17 protein-coding genes are annotated in these 20,888 nt (G+C 57.7%); 15 read left to right on the top strand and 2 right to left on the bottom strand.

What is annotated here, in order from left to right; translation table 11 throughout:
• The first annotated feature begins 97 nt into the window (after positions 1 to 97).
• From nadA to ACXADZ_RS22540, 9 genes are all read left to right on the top strand, one after another.
• Positions 98 to 1,147, top strand: a complete 1,050-nt coding sequence (nadA, locus tag ACXADZ_RS22500; protein ID WP_171185413.1) for a quinolinate synthase NadA — start codon at positions 98 to 100, stop codon at positions 1,145 to 1,147.
• Between the two features lie 6 nt (positions 1,148 to 1,153).
• Entirely contained in the window at positions 1,154 to 2,722 is a 1,569-nt protein-coding gene (locus ACXADZ_RS22505; RefSeq protein ID WP_475200080.1) for an L-aspartate oxidase, read from the top strand.
• Positions 2,719 to 3,567 carry a carboxylating nicotinate-nucleotide diphosphorylase gene (gene nadC / locus ACXADZ_RS22510; RefSeq protein WP_475200082.1) on the top strand — a complete coding sequence of 283 codons (849 nt, stop codon included), beginning with the start codon at positions 2,719 to 2,721 and terminating at the stop codon, positions 3,565 to 3,567. Before ACXADZ_RS22505 ends, nadC begins: the two co-directional genes overlap by 4 nt.
• Positions 3,568 to 3,681: 114 nt before the next feature.
• On the top strand, positions 3,682 to 4,662 hold the full coding sequence (bioB, locus tag ACXADZ_RS22515; RefSeq protein WP_171671222.1) for a biotin synthase BioB: 981 nt from the start codon (positions 3,682 to 3,684) through the stop codon (positions 4,660 to 4,662).
• Positions 4,659 to 5,792, top strand: coding sequence for an 8-amino-7-oxononanoate synthase (locus tag ACXADZ_RS22520; RefSeq protein ID WP_475200084.1), 1,134 nt, complete (start codon positions 4,659 to 4,661; stop codon positions 5,790 to 5,792). The genes bioB and ACXADZ_RS22520 overlap by 4 nt, the downstream gene beginning before the upstream one ends.
• A complete protein-coding gene (gene bioD, locus ACXADZ_RS22525; RefSeq protein ID WP_475200085.1) occupies positions 5,789 to 6,409 on the top strand; it encodes a dethiobiotin synthase in 621 nt (206 codons plus the stop codon). The genes ACXADZ_RS22520 and bioD overlap by 4 nt, the downstream gene beginning before the upstream one ends.
• Entirely contained in the window at positions 6,406 to 7,692 is a 1,287-nt protein-coding gene (gene bioA / locus ACXADZ_RS22530) for an adenosylmethionine--8-amino-7-oxononanoate transaminase (protein WP_475200087.1), read from the top strand. Before bioD ends, bioA begins: the two co-directional genes overlap by 4 nt.
• Positions 7,689 to 8,309, top strand: a complete 621-nt coding sequence (locus ACXADZ_RS22535; RefSeq protein WP_475200089.1) for a pimeloyl-ACP methyl esterase BioG family protein — start codon at positions 7,689 to 7,691, stop codon at positions 8,307 to 8,309. The genes bioA and ACXADZ_RS22535 overlap by 4 nt, the downstream gene beginning before the upstream one ends.
• A complete protein-coding gene (locus ACXADZ_RS22540; RefSeq protein WP_475200091.1) occupies positions 8,306 to 9,061 on the top strand; it encodes a methyltransferase domain-containing protein in 756 nt (251 codons plus the stop codon). Before ACXADZ_RS22535 ends, ACXADZ_RS22540 begins: the two co-directional genes overlap by 4 nt.
• A gap of 4 nt (positions 9,062 to 9,065) precedes the next feature.
• Here the strand turns inward: ACXADZ_RS22540 and ACXADZ_RS22545 are convergent, their stop codons facing one another.
• On the bottom strand, positions 9,066 to 9,839 hold the full coding sequence (locus tag ACXADZ_RS22545) for a DeoR/GlpR family DNA-binding transcription regulator (RefSeq protein WP_171094839.1): 774 nt from the start codon (positions 9,837 to 9,839) through the stop codon (positions 9,066 to 9,068).
• Between the two features lie 215 nt (positions 9,840 to 10,054).
• Between ACXADZ_RS22545 and ACXADZ_RS22550 the strand changes: the two genes are divergently transcribed.
• The 6 genes from ACXADZ_RS22550 to ACXADZ_RS22575 all read left to right on the top strand — a co-directional run bounded on the left by ACXADZ_RS22550 (position 10,055) and on the right by ACXADZ_RS22575 (position 18,413).
• A complete protein-coding gene (locus tag ACXADZ_RS22550) occupies positions 10,055 to 10,990 on the top strand; it encodes an ABC transporter substrate-binding protein (protein WP_475200092.1) in 936 nt (311 codons plus the stop codon).
• Positions 10,991 to 11,064: 74 nt separating this feature from the next.
• Complete coding sequence (locus tag ACXADZ_RS22555; RefSeq protein ID WP_171671207.1) at positions 11,065 to 12,087, top strand: quaternary amine ABC transporter ATP-binding protein; 1,023 nt, start codon at positions 11,065 to 11,067, stop codon at positions 12,085 to 12,087.
• On the top strand, positions 12,084 to 14,075 hold the full coding sequence (locus tag ACXADZ_RS22560) for an ABC transporter permease (protein ID WP_475200093.1): 1,992 nt from the start codon (positions 12,084 to 12,086) through the stop codon (positions 14,073 to 14,075). Before ACXADZ_RS22555 ends, ACXADZ_RS22560 begins: the two co-directional genes overlap by 4 nt.
• Before the next feature lies 1 nt (position 14,076).
• A complete protein-coding gene (locus tag ACXADZ_RS22565; protein ID WP_475200095.1) occupies positions 14,077 to 14,958 on the top strand; it encodes a phosphotransferase in 882 nt (293 codons plus the stop codon).
• A gap of 8 nt (positions 14,959 to 14,966) precedes the next feature.
• Positions 14,967 to 17,411: a GcvT family protein gene (locus tag ACXADZ_RS22570; RefSeq protein ID WP_475200097.1), complete on the top strand. Its 2,445-nt coding sequence runs from the start codon at positions 14,967 to 14,969 to the stop codon at positions 17,409 to 17,411.
• Between the two features lie 228 nt (positions 17,412 to 17,639).
• Entirely contained in the window at positions 17,640 to 18,413 is a 774-nt protein-coding gene (locus ACXADZ_RS22575) for an inositol monophosphatase family protein (RefSeq protein WP_475200100.1), read from the top strand.
• Positions 18,414 to 18,462: 49 nt separating this feature from the next.
• Here the strand turns inward: ACXADZ_RS22575 and ACXADZ_RS22580 are convergent, their stop codons facing one another.
• The gene (locus tag ACXADZ_RS22580; RefSeq protein ID WP_475200103.1) at positions 18,463 to 20,874 is read right to left on the bottom strand and encodes a YbcC family protein; all 2,412 of its coding nucleotides are present in this window, start codon (positions 20,872 to 20,874) and stop codon (positions 18,463 to 18,465) included.
• Positions 20,875 to 20,888: the final 14 nt, after the last annotated feature.

A 20,888-nucleotide genomic window follows, 5' to 3' on the forward strand; every position in this document is an offset into this window, starting at 1 on the left:
CCGAAATTTCCGGTTTCGAACCGGGTGGCTTTCGGCTAGGGCTAAGCCGTTAAGCGGCCCGCAAGGCTTACGACAACTGACAAAGGTGGCTCGCCCGTTGCTCGATATTACACATGTCCGCTCGGTTCTTTCGGACGTCTATGACCTCGCCCCATCGGCCACGCTGGCCAATGAGATGAATGACACGTTTGCCCGTATGGACCGCGTGGTCAGCCCACCGGACTGGGCGATCTATGCGCCCTATGTGCGGGCCATCAACGCGCTCAAGAAAGAACGTAACGCTGTGATCCTTGGGCACAATTACATGACGCCCGAGATCTTCCATGGTGTGTCTGATTTCGTCGGTGACAGTTTGCAATTGGCGATCAAAGCCAGCGAGGTGGAAGAGGATGTGATCGTCCAGGCCGGTGTACATTTTATGGCCGAGACGTCGAAAATCCTGAGCCCTCAGAAAACCGTTCTAATGCCCGATATGGAGGCTGGCTGTTCGCTGGCAGAATCGATCACCGCGGACGGAATCGAAGAGATGCGGGCCAAGTATCCCGGTGCACCGGTTGTGTCTTATGTGAACACCACAGCCGAGGTCAAAGCGGGTTCCGACATTTGCTGCACATCATCCAACGCGTTGCAGATCGTGAACGCGATGGAAAGCGACACGGTTATTATGACGCCGGATCAATATTTGGCGCAGAATGTCGCAAATCAAAGCCACAAGAACGTGGTTTATTGGCCTGGGTCCTGCATCGTGCATGAACAATACACAGCTCAAGACCTGCGGGATTTCCGCGAATGGAATCCAGGCACACGGCTGATCGCTCATCCCGAATGCCCGCCAGATGTGGTGGCCGAAGCGGATTATTCGGGTTCGACCAGCGGTATTATCAAATACGTGCATGACGAGAAGCCCGAAAAGGCAATGCTGATCACCGAATGCTCGATGGCGTCGAATATTGCCGACGAGCTGCCCGAGGTCGATTTTGTGGGCCCCTGCAACATGTGCCCGTACATGAAGAAGATCACGCTGGAAAAAATCCTCTATGCCCTGCACACGATGGAAGGTCAGGTCGAAGTTGCAGAAGATGTGGCGGAAAAGGCACGCAAATCCGTTCAGGCCATGATCGATTTGTCCCGCAAGCTGGGCATCTGATTTCAAATGACCGACGTTACCACGGATCGGGTCATCATTGTCGGGGCCGGTATCGGCGCGCTTTATGCGGCGTTGAAGCTGGCACCGCGCCCGGTGGTGGTGATCTCGCCTGATCCGTTGGGGCAGGGGGCAAGCTCAGCCTGGGCGCAAGGGGGTGTCGCGGCGGCGATGGATTTGGCGGACAGCCCGGAGAGTCACGCCGTCGATACCGTGAATGCCGGTGCAGGCACCGTCGAGCCTGATGTGGCCGACCTGGTCACTCGCGAAGCACGAAAATACATCCTTGACTTGACCGAGATTGGCACGCCCTTCGACCGCACTGAAGATGGTGGTTACGTTCTTTCGCGAGAAGCCGCGCATAGTTACGCCCGTGTTGTGCGCGTGAAAGGCGATCAGGCGGGCAGTGAAATCATGGCTGCCCTGATCGAGCGCGTGCGCGAGACTTCTTCGGTTCAGATATTGGAAGGCGTCCTTGCGGTGGCTTTGGACGTGGACAAGGGCAAAGTCTCGGGGGTGGTGCTGCAGGAGGCAAGACAGACTGGCTCTGCACCCATTACTTTACGTGGACCTGCGGTGCTGCTGGCGGGTGGCGGCTCGGGCGGGCTTTATGCGCTGACCACAAACCCGGCACGCATTCAGGGGCAGGTTATTGGCATGGCCGCACGCGCCGGGGCGCTTATTGCTGATGCCGAGTTTGTTCAGTTTCACCCAACAGCTATGGATGTGGGCGAAGATCCTGCGCCTTTGGCCACCGAAGCGCTGCGTGGGGAAGGCGCAATCCTGATCAACAAGCAAGGCAAGCGGTTCATGCAGGCCGTTCACCCGGACGCCGAACTGGCCCCGCGCGACGTCGTGGCGCGTGCGATCTTTGCCGAAGTGCAGGCAGGCAATCGACCTATGCTGGACACACGCGACGCCTTAGGTGCGCGGATCCATGAGCTGTTTCCTGCGGTCGCAGCCTCCTGCTTGCGCAACGGGATTGACCCTGCAAGGGACCCGATCCCTGTCGCCCCGGCAGCGCATTATCATATGGGCGGCATTGCCACGGATACATATGGTCGGGCCAACCTGGACAAGTTGTGGGTCTGTGGTGAGGCGTCTTCGACGGGTCTGCACGGGGCCAACCGTCTGGCATCAAACGGGTTGCTCGAAGCGCTGGTCTTTGCCCGCATATGTGCCGAGAGCATAGCAAAGTCGCTGCCCGCCGGTGCAAATACCGACCCGATAAACTTGCAGTTCGCTCCCTGCGAGGCATCTGATACGGCGCAAGCAGTTCAAGAGTTGCGCGATGCCATGACCCGTGATGTAGGTGTCGTCCGGGAACGTTCAGGGCTGACCCGCGTATTGAAAACCATAGCCGAGTTAGAGGCGCGTCATGGTGATTGCCCCTCGTTCAGGAACATGTGCGCGACGGCGACGCTGATTGCGGCCTCAGCTTTGCAGCGCGAAGAGAGTCGCGGGGCGCATGAACGCTCTGACTTCCCTGATACCGGTGGCCAACCCGGTGAACGCTCCAAAATGTATCTCTCTGAGGCCCTGCGCATTCGGGCCGAAGCCTGCAAGGAACTGACATGACATTTGCAACCCTGCCAGATCTGATCCTTGAACCTGTGATCCGCGCCGCGCTGATGGAGGATTTGGGAAGCTACGGCGACGTGACCACCCGAACCGTGATCCCGCAGGAGACCACATATACGGCCCGGCTGAACGCACGCGAAGATGCTGTCGTGTCGGGTATGCAGGTCGCCGAAATCGCGTTCCGCCTTGTGGACCCCGCGCTTGAGGTTGAAGTGCTGGTCAAAGACGGCGCGCCCTGTCGTCGTGGTGACACGCTGATGACCATTAAGGGATCTGCTGCCTCAATCCTGTCGGGTGAGCGGGTCGCTCTGAACTTTGCCGGTCGCCTGACCGGCATTGCCACCAAGACCGCCGCATTTGTGGAGCAGACCAAGGGCACCAACTGTCGTATTACCTGCACGCGCAAGACTACGCCTGGCCTGCGTATCGTTGAAAAGCAGGCCGTGTTGCATGGAGGCGGTTACAATCACCGCTATTCCCTGTCCGACGCGATCCTGATCAAGGACAATCATATCGCTGCTGCGGGCGGTATTCGTCAGGTATTGGAAGCAGCCAAGGCCCAGGCCAGCCACATGATGGCGGTCGAGATCGAAGTTGACCGTCTGGACCAGTTGGCAGAGGTCCTGAAAGTTGGCGGAGCCTCGGTCGTGTTGCTGGACAATATGGACAACGACATGCTGCGCGAAGCTGTTGCCATGGTAGATGGTCAGATGAAAACCGAAGCCAGCGGGAACGTAACCCTTGATCGCGTGGCGTCCATCGCAGCAACCGGCGTGGACTATATCTCGTCCGGTGCCTTGACGCATTCCGCGCGTACTGTGGATCTGGGGCTGGATTTCTGAAGGCGCGGCATTTCCGCTTGATTTGGGTTCGTTTGCGCCAACACGGTTGCGCAATTCAGTTTTATCAATAATAAATCTGCAGCAACGCAAGCTGCAGGAAGTTTTATAGATAAAATGATCATCCCTCATTCCGGCTGGACCCGAAAGTCTGCGCAAGCTGTTCACGATCTTCCCTTGATGGATCTTCTGTTCCGGGCACAAACCGTGCACCGTGAGAACTTTGATCCCAACAAGGTCCAGACCTCGAAGCTGCTGTCGATCAAGACCGGTGGGTGTGCCGAGGACTGCGCTTATTGCTCGCAATCGGCCCGCAACGGGTCGACCCTGCCAGCGTCAAAACTGATTGAAGTTCAGCGTGTTCTGGCCGAGGCCAAGAAAGCCAAGGATGGCGGCGCAACCCGGTTCTGTATGGGTGCTGCCTGGCGCGAACCCAAACAACGTGACATGCCTGCTCTGGTTGCCATGGTTGAAGGCGTCAAGGCGATGGGTATGGAAACCTGCATGACGTTGGGCATGCTGGATGACACTCAGGTGGTTCAGCTGCGCGACGCCGGGTTGGACTATTACAACCACAACATCGACACCTCCGAACGTTATTACTCCGAAGTGATCACCACCCGAACATTCTCGGATCGGATCGACACGATGAACCGTGTGCAGGAAGCCGGTATCAAGGTCTGCTCGGGCGGTATTCTGGGTATGGGCGAACATACCGGCGATCGTATCGACATGCTTCTGACACTTGCCAACATGACCCCTCCGCCGGATTCGGTGCCAATCAACATGCTAATGCCGCAGGCGGATACACCATTGGCCGATGCAGAGCCGATTGATCCTATCGACTTTGTGCGGATCATCGCAACCGCACGTATCCTGATGCCGAAATCCTATGTTCGCCTGTCCGCCGGGCGCAGTGACATGAGCGATGAGATGCAGGCGATGTGCTTCTTCGCCGGTGCGAACTCGATCTTTGTGGGCGAAACGCTCCTGACTGCGGAAAACCCCGAGGAAGACACCGACTCGGTCCTGTTCGCGAAACTTGGCATTCAGGCCGAAACGGCGGAAGAGCATAAACGCACGGAAGCTGCCGAATGAAAGCAGTCGATCGGCTGGAATCCATGCTTGATGCGCTTGAAGCCCGGCACCGCCGCCGGGATTTGATCCCTGCGCGCGGGTTGGATTTTGCGTCGAACGACTATCTGGGGCTGGCCGGATCAAATCTGTTGAAAGATGCCGCACAGGCCGCCTTGGCGCGCGGGGTGCCGGTTGGTTCAGGCGGCTCGCGCTTGCTGCGGGGTAATCACCCTGAACACGAGGCGCTGGAACAGGAAGCCGCCGCGTTCTTTGGATCTGAAGCCGCGCTTTTCATGGGTGGAGGGTTTCAGGCCAATCAGGCGATCTTTTCCGCCCTGCCGGCGGCTGGAGATCTGGTGCTTTATGACGCTTTGGTTCATGCCAGTGCCCATGAAGGGATGCGTGCCAGCCGCGCGGATCTGCGTGCCTTCCGCCACAATGATGTAGAAGATGCGCGCAAGGCTTTAACCGAATGGCGGTCAACGGGTGGTGCGGGCCACATCTGGATTGCTGTGGAAAGCGTGTATTCCATGGAAGGTGATCTTGCTCCGTTGGAGGACCTTTCGTCTCTGGCCCGTGAGTCCGGCGCCGTTCTCGTCGTGGATGAAGCGCACGCCACTGGCATTTTCGGCCTAAACGGCAAAGGTTTGGCGCATGACCTGAGTGCGGATCTACTGACCCTGCACACCTGCGGTAAGGGTCTGGGCGTTGCGGGCGGTCTGATCTGCGGGCCGCGTGTGATGATTGAAACGCTGATCAACCGGGCACGCCCTTTTATCTTCGCAACCGCGCCCTCACCTTTAAACGCTGCTCTGGTGCGGGCCACTTTGCAAGAGTTGGCCGCCAATGATCGTTTGGTTGCTGCTGCACGCGAACGCGTTGGCCATGCGCATGATGTAGCTCGGGAGGTGGGATTGCCGGTTTCGACGCTCACCAGCCAGATCATCCCGGTTATTTTGGGTGACGAGGCCAGAACGATGGCGACAGCCTCTGCCTTGCAGCAACAGGGCTTTGACATCCGAGGCATCCGTCCCCCCACCGTTCCCAAGGGAACGTCCAGACTGCGTGTGTCGATCACCGGAAATGTCGCCCACGAAGACATCTCGGCACTGTTTGCAACCATAGCCAGCTATCAATCGGAGGCCGCATGAGCGCGCTGATCGTTGCCGGAACCGACACAGGCGTCGGGAAAACCGTTTTTTCCGCTGGTCTGGCGGCGGCTCTGAATGCCCGGTATTGGAAACCCGTTCAGTCGGGCCTGGAAGATGCGACGGACACAGAAACCGTTCTAAAATTGTCGGGCGCCGAAGTGCTGCCCGAGGCGTATCGCCTGAACATGCCCGCCTCACCCCATCTGTCTGCCGAAGACATGGGTGTTGAGATTGATCTGTCGCGCCTTGCTGTGCCGCAAGTTGACGGGCCGTTGGTCGTTGAGGGGGCAGGGGGCCTGATGGTTCCGCTAAACCGCCAAAGCTATTACCTGGACCTGATAGCGCAATGGCAAGCTCCGGTGGTGTTGGTCGCACGCACGGCGCTGGGAACGATTAACCACACCACATTGTCCTTAATGGCCCTGCGTGGCAGGGGATGTGAGGTCGTGGGTGTTGCCTTTGTCGGTGAGGCTGAGCCGGATGTTGAACAAACTATCGTTGAGATGAGTAATGTTCGTCACCTTGGGCGGCTTCCGATGCTCAGCGATTTGACACAGCAAAGCCTGGCAGATGCCTTTTCGGCGATAGACGTTGCCACCATTCGGAGGTTCGTGTGACCCCGCTCGAGTTTGACGCCCTCCACCTGTGGCACCCTTACACCAACGTGGCCAACCCCGGTGCGATGCACCTGATCGACCGGGCCGAAGGCGTTTATCTGTACCGTGAAGACGGCGTGAAGATGATCGACGCCATGTCCTCGTGGTGGTGTGCAATCCATGGTCACAAACACCCTGCAATCACATCTGCGATGCAGAAACAGCTGGAGAAGATGCCCCATGTGATGTTCGGGGGGCTGACACACCAACCGGCCGTAGATCTGGGGCGCAGGATGGTCGACATGCTGCCCGAGGGACTGGACCGCATTTTCTACTGTGACAGTGGCTCGGTCTCGGTCGAAGTGTCGATGAAGATGGCGGTGCAATACCAAATGGCCCATGGCCGCACCGGTAAATTCGAGTTCGCCACCATTCGGGGCGGCTATCACGGCGATACCTGGAAGGCGATGAGCGTCTGCGACCCGGTCACTGGTATGCACGGGTTGTTCCGCGGGGCTTTGTCGATCCAGCACTTCCTGCCGCGCCCTCATGTGCGGCTGGGTGACGAATGGCCCGCAGATTCTGCGCAGAACGGGTTGGAGCCGCTGGAACGGTTGCTTGCCGAAAAAGGCGACCAACTGGCGGCCCTGATCCTTGAGCCTGTGGTTCAAGGCACAGGTGGCATGTATTTCTATCACCCTCAATGGCTGCGCGCGGCCCGCGCTTTGTGCGACGCCCATGACGTGCTGATTATCTTCGATGAGATTGCAACCGGCTTTGGCCGTACCGGCAAGTTGTTCGCCATCGATCACGCTGACGTCAAACCCGATATTCTGTGCTTGGGCAAAGCGCTGACCGGTGGACATATCTCGTTCGCGGCAACGGTTACCAGCGAGCAGGTGGCTTATGGCATCGGCAACAGCGAAGCGGGCGTGTTCATGCACGGCCCGACTTACATGGCCAATCCGCTGGCTTGCGTTGCGGGATCGGCCAGCCTCGGTCTACTGGCCGAGGGAAATTGGGAACGCCAGGTGTCTGATATCGAGGCCCAGATGCGCACCGAACTGGAGCCAGCCCGCGGTTTGCCTGGCGTAGCGGATGTCAGAGTCCTTGGTGCCATCGGCGTCATCGAAATGAAGGATACCGTTGATCCTTCTGTCGCCCACCAGCTGGCGCCAAAGACCGGAGTGTGGCTGCGCCCCTTCGCGCGCAACATCTATTGTATGCCCCCTTACGTCATCTCTCCTGATGAGCTCAGCCAGGTCACGAGCGCAATGGTCGGGCTGGCCGGGGGGCAGGGATGAAGCACAGGTGGCTGGAGCAATCAGACGACGGCGCTCTGATCCTTGTGTTCGGGGGTTGGGCGCTTGGTGCTGCACCGTTCCAGGGTCTGACCGGTGAGGCGTCTGTTTTGCTGATTGATGACTATACCCGGCTTGATGATCCCTTGCCTGATTTGACAGGTTTTGACCGTGTCGACATGCTCGCGTTTTCCTTTGGCGTCGCATCCGCTGCGCATTGGTTGGCCAACACTTCGTTTCGTCCCGACCGGCTGGTTGCGGTCAGCGGCACGTTGCACCCGTCTTGTCCTGACCGCGGAATAGCGCCCGACATGATCCGGGCTACAGCAGATCAGCTTACGACCTCCAGCTTTGCCAAATTTTGCCGCCGCGCTGGCTTGCGCGGCGACGCTCCGGAACTGGACATTACCGCCGCACAAAAAGAGCTGCATTCGGTGATTCAACGCGGACCGGCATCGGACCCTGGGTTTGATCTGGTGTGGATACCCGAGCGTGACCGCGTCATTCCGACGAAGGCGCAAGAGGCGGCCTGGGCTCATTCGTCCGGCGATGTCAGATCCATCGCCGGGCCCCATGTGCCTTTCCAAGCGGGTCAGACCTGGGCGGAGTGGCTGTCATGACCTTGCAATTGGCGGATAAGGTGCAACGAAGTTTCAGCAGAAGCTTCGAAACCTATCACGACACAGCCAGTCAACAGGCTTGGGTTGCGGAGAAACTGGTTTCTGAACTCTGCCGTGCCGGTGCTCCGGCTCAGTTTCACACAACGTTTGAAATGGGATGTGGTACCGGGCACCTGACCAGAATGCTGCGGCAAAACTTCGATCTTCCCGATTTCATCGTGAACGACATCGCGCCACAAGCCCAAGTGACGGCAGAGGCCGAAGCAGCAGCATTCATCTCAGGCGACGTGCGCTCGGTGCAATGGCCCGATCAGATTGATCTAGTCGCCTCGTCCTCGATGATCCAGTGGATGGAAGACCCGGCCGGATTGTTGCAGCAGGCAGTCGATGCCTTGGCCCCCGGTGGTTGGTTGGCCATTTCAGGATTTGGACCGCAGCAATATCAAGAGTTGTCCCGCATCGGATCAACTGCACATGCACCCGGCCTTTGCGAAGCCCGTTCATTAGTCGCAACTGTCGAAGGGTCGATGCAGGTTCTGGCCGCTGGAGAATGCATCCGGCCATCTTTCTTCAAAACGCCAAGGGACGTTTTAAAATATCTGCGCAGAACCGGGGTGAATGGGCGTGCAAAAGGGACATGGACCAAGTCCACTCTGGCCCGGTTTGAAGAAGACTATGTGCGAAATTTTGGAACGGCCAACGGGGTGTCTTTGACATATCACCCGATTTGGATTGTCGCTCAAAAGCGATAGGCACCTATTCGGCGACAACAAGATCAATTTCGTTTGCAGACAACATCTGGCGGATATCCTCTGACGGACGGGTGTCCGTAAAGAACAGATTGATCTGTCTGGCAGAGTCCAAAGTGACCGGCGCGCGCTTACCCAGCTTTTCTCCGTCAGCTACCACGATGCGAACCTGGGCATTCTGAGCGGCGATACGCGCCAGGTTGGCCTCCTGCAGGTCATGAAGCATAAAGCCGGACTCGGCATTGACCGCCCCAACCGACAGAACAGCAAACCGGACGTTCAGACGTTTGATTAGGTCCTGTGCCTCAACGCCAAACGCGCCGCCGTCATGGGGGCGCAGTTCACCGCCTGCCATAAACACCCGGTTATTGTTCCGGGACGCCAGAGTCTGGGCAACAAAAACCGAATTCGTCACCACAAACAGGTTGTTATGGTCACACAGAGCCTGCGCCACATAAGCTGTTGTCGAGCCAATATCCAGAAAGACCGAGTCTCCGTCGCTGATGACTTCGGCCACTGCTTTGGCCAGCTTTTCTTTTGCATCAACCTTTTTGTCTAGCCGACTTTCCAGCGACGGCTCCAGGATGTCCTCCAACAGATGGACGCCACCATGAACCTTACGCACAATGCCGCGTTCTTCTAGATTGCGTACATTGCGCCGAATGGTCTCCAGCGTAACGCCCAGCTCATTCGCCAGGATGCTTACGCGACAGGATCCGCCTGTGCGAAACAGCGCGCGCAGAATCTCTTCTTCTCGTTGGTTGGTGGTTTTAAGGTTCATGTTTTTCGCTCTGATAGTCCCGTCATACGGGTAGTTTAGGGATACCACAACACCCACAGAAAGCAACATTACACCAAAAGCAAGCTGAATATTTGAGCTCGAAATTAAAAATATGTGGCTTTACTTGGTTTTTATTGACACAAAACCCCACAGTGTGCTCGTCTGTCTTCAATACCACCGATTCATCAAAAAAATCACGACAGGGAGATGGTGTTATGAAATGCAAACTGGGACTTTCGGTACTTGCTGTTGCGGCTGCTACGTCAGCCTGGGCGGTGGAATCCACTGATCCGATCAAGCTTACGCTGCACGACTGGTCCGGTCAGCTGATCAATACCAAGATCATGGGTTCGATCCTTGAAGTAGCGGGCTACAACGTCGAATACGTTCAGGCTGACTACATTGCCCAATTCGCTGGCCTGAAAACGGGCGACCTGCATCTGGCAATGGAAATCTGGGAGACAACCGGCCGCGAGGCATTGGACGAAGCGACGGCTTCGGGCAATGTCGTAAATGTCGGGGAAACCGGTCTGATGGCCATCGAAGAGTGGTGGTATCCCAGCTACATGAAAGAGCGTTGCCCGGGGCTGCCGAATTGGGAAGCTCTGCGCGATTGCGCGGAAGAATTCTCGACCGCTGAAACCGCACCAAGCGGCCGCTATGTCGGTGGGCCCGTGACCTGGGGCGGCTTCGACGAAGAGCGTGTCGAAGCTCTGGAGTTGGATTTCGAGGTGGTACATGCGGGTACCGATGCAGCTTTGTTTGCCGAGCTTGAATCTGCCTATCAACGGCAAGATCCGATCGTTCTGTGGGTTTACGTACCCCATTGGGCGCCGGCCAAGTATGAGGGTGAATTCGTAGAATTCCCGTCATTTTCAGCCGAATGCTATAGCGACCCTTCGGTTGGTGTGAATCCCAACATGGCTTATGACTGCGGCAAGCCGCGTGGGCCAATCTGGAAGGCTGCCTGGTCCGGCTTGCAGGAGAAATGGCCCGGTGCTTATGACATAATCGAGGCGTACAACATCAACAATGACGAAATGAGTGCGATGGTCGGCAAGGCCGATCTGGACGGCGTGGAAATTGACAGTGTTGTTTCAGAGTGGATGGAGACCAACAAAGACCGCTGGTCGGGTTGGATCTCAAAATAATCCACTGGCCAGAGCGGCCCTTTCGCTCTCTCGGACCGCTCTGGCCTTTTTTGCAAACTTACCGGACCACACCGATGCCCCCCAAGACGAAACTGTCCTGCCGCAACGTTTGGAAACTATACGGGCCAAACGCTGAAGCGCTGTTGAAGCAAAACCCCAACCCGTCGGCGGATGACATCCGTGATGCAGGTTTGATTGGGGCCGTGCGCAACGCCAATATCGACATCGCGGAAGGCGAGATCTTTATCATTATGGGGCTGTCCGGGTCGGGAAAATCGACTTTGGTTCGTTGCCTGTCGCGCTTGATTGAACCCACTGGTGGTGAGGTCATTTTTGACGACGCTGATCTGTTACGTGCAAACGACAAAGAACTGATTGAAATTCGACGCCACAAGATGGGCATGGTGTTCCAGCATTTTGCATTGCTGCCACATCTGACCGTCTTGCAGAATGTGATGTTCCCTCTGACCATTCAGGCCACACCAAAAGCCGAGGCCGAAACGAAGGCTCGCGAAGTGGTGGAACTGGTTGGTCTGAAAGGGCGCGAGGATTACTATCCGCGTGAGCTGTCCGGCGGCCAGCAACAGCGTGTGGGTATCGCCCGTTCGCTGGTGACCGAACCCGATCTGTGGTTTCTGGATGAGCCGTTTTCGGCCCTCGACCCCCTGATTCGGCGCGAGATGCAGGACGAGTTTCTGCGGCTTCAGGAACGCCTGCACAAGACCATCGTCTTCATCACGCACGACTTTGAAGAGGCTGTCCGCCTGGCAGACCGCATCGCCATCATGAAAGATGGCGAAGTGATTCAGATCGCCACTCCGGAAGAGCTGGTGATGCACCCTGCCACGGAATATGTGGCTGAGTTCACAAGACATATCCCGCGATCGAAGGTTCTGACCGTCGGCGGCGTCATGACCCCCGGCGCCGCAGGTGAAGGAGAGCCAATTGCGCAATCTGCCCGCGTTTCTGACGTGGCCGAACGCATCATCGCCGCCGATGCGCCGATCCCTGTTGTGGATGCAGAGGGGCAACCCGTGGGAGCGATTGATCGCAAAGCTGTTGCGCATGTACTATTCGGCGACGGAGATGCGGCATGATCCGGTTGAACCGGGCGCAGGCCATTGCTCTGGCCCTTGTTCTGATCACAATCGTGCTTGGGTACTATGGCCGCGATCTGGGCAAAGCGCTGGATGCGCGTTGGCTGACCAAGTTCCCCTCGGCCTGGGTGATCCCGTTCAAGACCTATATTTCCTCGGCGATGACGTGGCTGATCGAGGACGCTGCCATCGGGCCCGTCTCGTTCACCGATGTCACCCGCGCCATCGCGTGGATGATTGAACAACCTTATAATCTGGTGCTTGCCTTATTGGCGGACGGGTTTGTCAGCGGTCAGGGCAATGACGCGCAGGTCATCCTGCCTGCGATCAGCTGGATCGTTGTGATTACCGCTGTCATCGCTTTGGGGCAATACTGTCGTGACTGGGCACTTGCCGCATTGGTCGGGGCCTGTTTCATCTATCTCGCTGTCTTCGGGCAATGGGAAAGCGCGATGGTGACGCTGGCCTCGGTCCTGATCGCGGTGCCGATTGGAGCGGGCGGAGGGCTGCTGTTAGGCATCCTCGCCTATCGCCATCCGCTGTTCGAAAAGATCATCTCGCCCATTCTGGACCTGATGCAGACGATCCCGATCTTTGCCTATCTGGTGCCGATCCTGTTCATGTTTGGCTTTGGTCCGATCTCGGCTTTGGTTGCCACGATTATCTACGCTACGCCGCCAATGGTGCGGATCACCACGCTGGCGCTCAAGGGCGTGGACCCCGAGATCCTCGATTTTGGTCGCATGGCCGGCACAACCCAGCGGCAGTTGATGTGGCGGGTGCTGGTGCCCTCGGCCAGCCACAGCCTGATGGTGGGCGTCAATCAGGTGATCATGCTGACGCTGAACATGGTAATCATCGCCTCGATGATCGGGGCCGGAGGGCTGGGGTTTGACGTCCTCGCTGCACTGCGCCGTTTGGACATTGGCGCGGGGTTCGAGGCCGGGATTGCCATTGTAGTATTGGCCATCGCTGTCGATCGTCTCAGCCAGGCTTTTGCCGAACGCATGGGGCAGGTGCATCACGAACAACCGGGCTCGTGGGTTGCGCGCCATCGCCGGACAGTTTTGGTGTTGATCCTGTTGGTTGTGACCTGGGTGCTGGGCCAGTTCTCGCCGCTGCTGTTGGAGTATCCCGACAGCCAGACAATCACCACGGGCGCGTTCTGGGACAACACCGTCGAGTATCTGAACGTCAACTATTTCGACGTGTTCGAGGCGATCAAAGTCTTCTTCCTCACGTGGTTCATGATCCCGATAAAGACGGTTTTGCTGGGCATCCCGTGGCCGTGGGCCATTGCAATGCTGATCCTGTTGGGCTGGCACGCGGGCGGCTGGCGTCTGGCAACGCTGTGCGGAGGAATGGCCTCATTAATCCTTGTGTCGGGCCTGTGGTCCAAAGCGATGGTGACGGTCTATCTGTGCGGAGCCTCGGTCATTCTGGCGACGCTGATCGGGGTGCCTCTGGGTGTGCTGGCGGCACTGAACAAACGCGCCGGAGCGGTGATCAACCTACTGATCGACACGCTGCAAACCCTGCCCAGCTTTGTTTACCTGATCCCCGTTGTGATGTTGTTCCGGGTAGGAGATTTCACTGCGCTAATCGCAATCGTCCTTTATGCGCTGGCCCCAGCCGTGCGCTATGCGGCACATGGTGTGCGCTCGGTCAGTGAGGAACTGATTGAGGCCGGTTTGGTTTCCGGCTGCACCCGTACGCAATTGTTGCGCCATATCCGCCTGCCCATGGCGCTGCCTGAGATTCTGCTGGGCATCAACCAAACCATCATGTTGGCCCTGTCGATGCTGGTCATCACTGCACTCGTCGGTACGCGCGATCTGGGGCAAGAGGTCTATATCGCCCTGACCAAGGCAGATACGGGCAGGGGTCTGGTCGCGGGTTTGGCCATCGCGTTCATTGCCATCATTGCCGACCGCCTGATCAATGCAGGTGCCCGTCAGGCCCGCATCCGCTTTGGACTGGAGAGTTAAGATGAGCCAATCCGATTTGATGACCCGCATCCGCGCCCTGCCGATCTGGCAAAGTGAGATCGAGGCCGCGCCTCTGACCGGCGGTATCACCAATGTGAACTACAAAGTCACCGACAGCAGCGGATCTTATGTGGTGCGTGTGGGGGACGATATCCCGCTGCATCAAGTCATGCGGTTCAACGAACTGGCCGCCAGCAAGGCCGCCCATGCGGCGGGTTTGTCGCCGGCGGTTGTACACTCGTCAGGCGATCTGACGGTGCTAGAGTTCATCGAAAGCCGCACACTTACCGAGGAAGATGTCCGCAACCCGGATATGCTGCCGCGCGTGCTGGAATTGGTGAAGGCGTGCCATACCGAGGTACCGAAGCACCTGCGGGGTCCATCGCTGGTGTTCTGGGTCTTCCACGTCATCCGCGACTATGCCGCCACACTCATCGAACGCGGCAGTGCCCATTCAGCGCTGATCCCTGACCTGATCAACGCAGGCGCTACGTTGGAACGCGAGGCCGGGCCGTATGACATGGTGTTTGGCCATAACGATCTGCTCTGTGGCAACTTTCTGAATGACGGCAATCGCCTTTGGCTGATCGATTTCGACTATGCCGGGTTCAATTCGCCGCTTTTCGATTTGGGTGGGCTGGCTTCAAACAATGGTCTTTCCCCCGAACAGGAAGACTGGGTGCTTGAGACCTATTTCCACGCTCCCGTCACCGACGATCTGCGCCATCGTTATACGGCGATGAAATGCGCCTCGCTTCTGCGGGAAACCATGTGGAGCATGGTGTCCGAGATCACCTCGGACATCGAATTCGACTACGCAGCCTATACGGCCGAAAACCTCGCGCGGTTTCGCGCAGCCCTTTCCGATTTCAAAAATACCTGAGGACAGACATGACCGACCTTCCGAAAACAGCCAAAGCCGTCATTATCGGCGGCGGGATCATCGGCTGCTCGACCGCCTACCACCTGGCCAAACTGGGCTGGACCGACACGGTGCTGTTGGAGCGCAAAAAGCTAACCTCGGGCACCACCTTCCACGCGGCAGGACTGGTAGGGCAGCTGCGTTCGAACGCGAATATTACGCAACTGCTGGGTTACTCGGTTGATCTGTATAACAAGATCGAAGAGAAAACTGGGCTTGGTACCGGCTGGAAGATGAACGGAGGACTGCGTCTGGCCTGTAACGAGGAACGCTGGACCGAGGTGAAACGTCAGGCCACCACCGCGCATTCCTTTGGTCTGGATATGCAGTTGCTGACGCCGTCTGAGGCGCAGGAACTGTGGCCGCTGATGGACGTCTCGGACGTGATCGGCGCGGCTTATCTGCCAACCGATGGACAGGCGAATCCCTCGGATATCACTCAGGCACTGGCCAAAGGCGCACGTATGGCCGGTGCAAAGATTTTCGAGGACACAAAAGTCACCGATATCGAAATCGAAGACGGCAAGATCCGTGCGGTGATCACGGAACATGGCCGGATCGAATGCGAAAAGGTAATCTGCTGCGCCGGTCAGTGGACCCGCACCTTTGCCAGGCGCTTTGGTGTCAACGTGCCGCTGGTGCCGATGGAGCATCAGTATATGGTCACCGAACCTTTTGATGTCCCTTCGAACCTGCCGACGCTGCGCGATCCGGATCGCCTGACCTACTACAAGGAAGAGGTCGGCGGGCTGGTCATGGGCGGCTATGAGCCGAACCCAATTCCTTGGGCGACTAAAGGGATTCCGCAAGGGTTCCACTACACGTTGCTCGACAGCAATTTCGACCATTTCGAACAGCTGATGGAGTTAGCGCTGGGGCGTGTTCCTGCGCTGGAAAACGCCGGCGTCAAGACGCTGACCAACGGGCCGGAAAGCTTCACGCCGGACGGCAACTTCATCATCGGCGAAGCGCCAGAGTTGAACAACTTCTTCGTCGGCGCAGGCTTCAATGCCTTCGGCATTGCCGCTGGTGGCGGGGCGGGCATGGCGCTGGCTGAATGGGTCCACAAGGGAGAACCCCCCTTTGATCTGTGGTCCGCCGATATTCGCCGCTTTGGCCGCTCGCATTTCGATACTGATTGGGTACGCACCCGGACCGTCGAAGCCTATGGCAAACATTACACAATGGGCTGGCCGCATGAGGAGCACGACTCGGGTCGCCCCTGCCGCAAGTCACCGCTCTATGACACGCTGAAATCGCAGGGCGCATGTTTTGGTGAGAAACTGGGTTGGGAACGCCCGAACTGGTACGCGGATGCGTCGCTGGGAGAGACCGCCAAAGATGAATACAGCTTTGGTCGCCAAAATTGGTTCGATGCGGTGGGCCGCGAACATAAGGCCGCGCGTGAGGCGGCGGTGCTGTTTGACCAGACCTCATTTGCCAAATTCGCGCTGAAAGGCCCCGATGCGCTGGCGGCGATGAATTGGATCTGCGCCAATGATGTCGACAAGCCGGTCGGCGCGTTGGTCTATACTCAGATGCTGAACGACAAGGGCGGAATCGAATGTGACCTGACCGTTGGTCGAGTGGCACATGACGAATTCTACATCGTCACTGGCACTGGCTTTGCCACCCATGATTTCGACTGGATCAACCGCAATATCCCGGAAGGCATGAACTGCCAGCTGTTCGACATCACCTCATCGAACGCGGTGCTGTCGCTGATGGGACCAAAGGCGCGGGATATTCTGGCGGCGGTGACGCGAGATGATGTTTCGAATGACGGGTTTAAATTTGGATCGATCCGCACAATCGGCATCGCCGGTTGCCCGGTCAAGGCGCTGCGCGTCACCTATGTGGGTGAGCTGGGCTGGGAACTGCATCTTCCCGTGGAATATGCCCAAACCGTCTATGCCGCGTTGATGGAGGCGGGCGCACCTCATGGTCTGGTGAATGCAGGATACCGCTCTATTGAATCGCTGCGGCTTGAGAAGGGCTACCGCGCATGGGGCTCGGATATCGGGCCGGATCATACACCGTTCGAAAGCGGGCTGGGCTGGGCCGTCAAGCTGCGCAAGGATGTTGACTTCAAAGGCCGTGCCGCATCCGAAAAGCAAAAAGCAGGAGGCGTCAAAAAGATGCTGGCCTGTTTCACGGTTGACCCCGACATCGTCCTGTTGGGGCGGGAAACAATCTATCGAAACGGTGAAAGGGTCGGTTGGCTGACCTCAGGTGGTTATGGCTATACCATCGGGAAATCGATTGGATACGGTTATATTCGCAACCCCGAAGGCGTTGATCCAGAATATGTCACGTCCGGAGAGTATGAATTGGACGTAGCCACCACAAGAGTACCCTGTCAGGTGACTTTGCAGCCACTTTACGACCCCAAAATGGAACGCGTGAAGGTCTGAAGCCCCGAACGTGATCCGTAATCTATGCGGTAAGCAAAAGCCAGTGGCGGGGCACATCCGTGCCCCGCTTGGTGATTGGCTTGCAGCGGAAAAATGGCGTGAAGACAGCCCGAAAAGGACGCCCGGACCGCTTAAAATGGCTGATACTGATCGTGCCATGTTCCCCATTGCACCCGATGAAAACCGTCGTCAGAAACAACGCAGAAACAACCGTCTGAAAGGATTGAAATGGTCGTCGCACATACGCTGAAGGAACATGCCATTCAGATGGCTGACATTGCGTCGTCGTCTGCGATGCGGTTTTTCCGTGGATCTCTGGGTGTCGAGTTCAAACTGGATGAAAGCCCTGTGACGCAAGCTGACAAAGCGGTTGAAGCCGAGGTTCGGTCCTACCTGAACCAGCACTTTCCCGAGCATGGGGTCTTTGGCGAAGAACACGGGCAAGAGGCAGGTGATGGTCGGCACATGTGGGTCATTGACCCAATCGACGGAACCCGGTCATTTCTGTCCGGGCATCCTTTGTTCGGGTTCCTGTTGGCACATCTGGTTGATGGGCAGCCTCAGTTTGGCTTGGTCGGAATGCCCGCTTTGAATGAGGTGTATGTGGGTGTCATTGGTGAAGGGGCCGCTCTGAACGGTGAACCCATACGGACCTCGCAACAAAAGCGTTTGGATCAATCTATTCTATACGTAAACGAGGGGGACAAGATCCATCGCGATCACCTGGACCTATTCAACCGTTTGATGCAGGTCGGGCAGACGCGTCGGTTTGCCTATGACTGTTATCCGCATGCGTTGCTGGCCGCAGGGCATGTGGACGCTGTAGTGGATTATGACCTGCAACCCTATGACTACTTGGCGGTTGCGCCGCTTGTTGCGGCAGCTGGTGGTGTGATGACCGATTGGCAGGGCAGGGCGTTGACACTGGAGTCAGATGGCGCGGTCGTATCGGCGGCAACCCCTGATCTGCATGCAGATCTTCTGAAACTTATCAACACATAGTCAGTAAAAAGAAGGCCCGGCACTGTGGCCGGGCCCTTCCGTTTTTTGCTTATTCGGCAGCGATGGCTTGTTCAGAGCCAGCGGGTTTCGCAATCGGGCTCCATTCCAGATCACCTGTGTAACGCCAAGCCAGATCACCATTTTCATCCATTGCGATCAGGTGAAGCCAGCGGTTGTCAAACAGGGCTTTGACATTCGCATGCCGTTTCAGAATGTCGTTCATGGCTTCACGCGGCGCTTCGATTACAACGGACAGGCGCAGAGGATCATGCTGGAACGCTTCGCCATCATGGACCGATTGCCAAGGCAGACCTGGGCGCAAAGCACCTCCGTTCCCCTCGACAACACCAATCCCGCCGACCACGTTGTGCAGCAGCTTGTTGCCACCGCCAAACAAGCCCGGCGCGACGGACGACCCGTAATACTGCAGGCTGATCCAGCTTGCCACAACCACCGGGGCGGTCATGATCAACTCAAGCACGCCAAACCCATCATCCGAACGCCAGTCATAGCTATGCAGAAAGGACTGTCCGGCCAATCCGGTCCCATCGGTCCGGCTGCGTGGGGCAGCTATAAAGGCCCGACAGCCTGCCAAACCCCATTCAGGCCGAAGTTCGGCCCAATCCTTGGCACGGCGGGCGATATCGTCACCTCCGTTGGCACGAGGCAACCGGGCCGAACGCTCGGCGCGCGCCAGGCGTCCGGCTTCATTCAGCCAGGTTTTCAATTTGGCGATCTGCGGGGCCCACAATCCTGCCGGATGGTCCTGATCAAACAGGGTGACGTCATCCGTCGTCGTATTGTGCAGCGCTGGAAGGAACAGCGTGTCAGCGGGGATGTCGATCCCTTTGCCCCGCAGACCCTCGCGCACCTGGTTGTCGTTCAGGAGGCTGGCCAGAAGCCGGGCGCTGACGTCCCCTGCATGACCACCGCAGGCACCGCACTGCAACGCGCTTTCATGGGGGTTGTTGGTGACGTCCGCCCCATGTCCTGCCAGCATCACGATACGAGCAAAATTCCCTGTCAGAGACATAGCGCCCAGGATGGCCTTGGCGGTATCGATGCGCGTGGTCAGATCCATCGAAGGATCCAGCTTGGGTGCAGGATCAAACTTGGTTCCCTTGCCACTGGCTGCCAGCGAGTCCCGAAGCAATTTACCTGCGTAGATCGGCCCGGTCGCTTCGACAAAGGCAAAGGATGATACAGCGGCCAGCTTGAAACGCCCCCAAGCACGTTTCGCGCGGGCCGTGTAGCGCCGGTCGAGATCGGACAATGTGTCTTCTGCTGCTTTAGATGTGACATTGGGGTTCAGAAGAACGGGCCCCCGCAGCTCGGTAACGTCTGATCCTGCGCATTTATGCGCGCTGGCCAACCCAAAGAACCCGGCAAAGCCTATGGTTTCAATGCCTGCATCCTGTGCTTCCAGCGCCCTGCGGAAGACCTCGGACCGGACGTCAATACAGAATGCGGCCTGAACCATGGGGCGGCCTTCGGTTGTTCTTGGCTGAGATCCGGACAAAGACTGCCCCAACTTGCGCTGTTGTGCCCGTTCAGCAGCATCTTGCAGAATGGCGTCAATCACCATGTCACGGGACGGTGTGATCGGCGTTTCGTGTGCTGCGATGGTTTCCGACCAACGTGACGTGATCTGATCGCGGTACTGGTGGAACAGCGCCTCTTCAAACACCATCCGAATGGCAAGTAATTCAGCCGTTGTTGTGTCGGTCTGTCCCTGAAGCTCGGCCTGCCACAACAAGTAGCGCGCATATTGTGCCCAACCGCCCAACGTGATCAGCCAGCGATGAAAGGTTGTTCCGGCCGCCTCTGGCGTCACGCCCAGCGTTTCCGCGGCCCGTCCGATGGCCCGCCATTGAGACCGGTTGGTGGCCGCCACAAATGCGCCAAAGCCCTTCAACCCGTTGATTTCCGGCGTAAGGTCACGCGAGGCGAACTCCCGCCATGCACTGAATGCACCGCCGGCACGACTGGGCTGCCACAGGGCCTGGCCTTCGTCGAAATGACTTGCGGCCCAAGCTCCGATACGTTCTTCGATCAAACCCGGCCAGTCGATGCCCGACACGTCGGCGGCGAGATCCGCAACTGTTGGCAACGGGGCAAGAGGTGCCGCGTTCTTGGTCAAAGCAACGGTCACATCTTCCAGCCTTGGCGGATCAAAGCGGCTTTCGACATGAGAAATTGCCTCGACCAGATCACCGTCAACCATCTCGCCGGTCTTCAGCTTTTCGGCCATGGCTTGCCGGTCAGGTGTGATGCGTACACCAGCAACTCGACCAAGGCGCGCGGCTGTCACCGCGAGGGTGTCTTCAGTCTGCCCCAGGAAGGGGTTTACGGCGACGTTTGCCGCCAGCGGAAACAAAGGAGGGATCTGACGCACAGCGTCATTTGCAATCGCGACCAGTTCCAAAAGCGGAGCAGGATAGCTTTCGTGTTTCATATACATGTCTGATCCCCTTT

Source organism: Ruegeria sp. ABM4_193, from assembly GCF_056158705.1.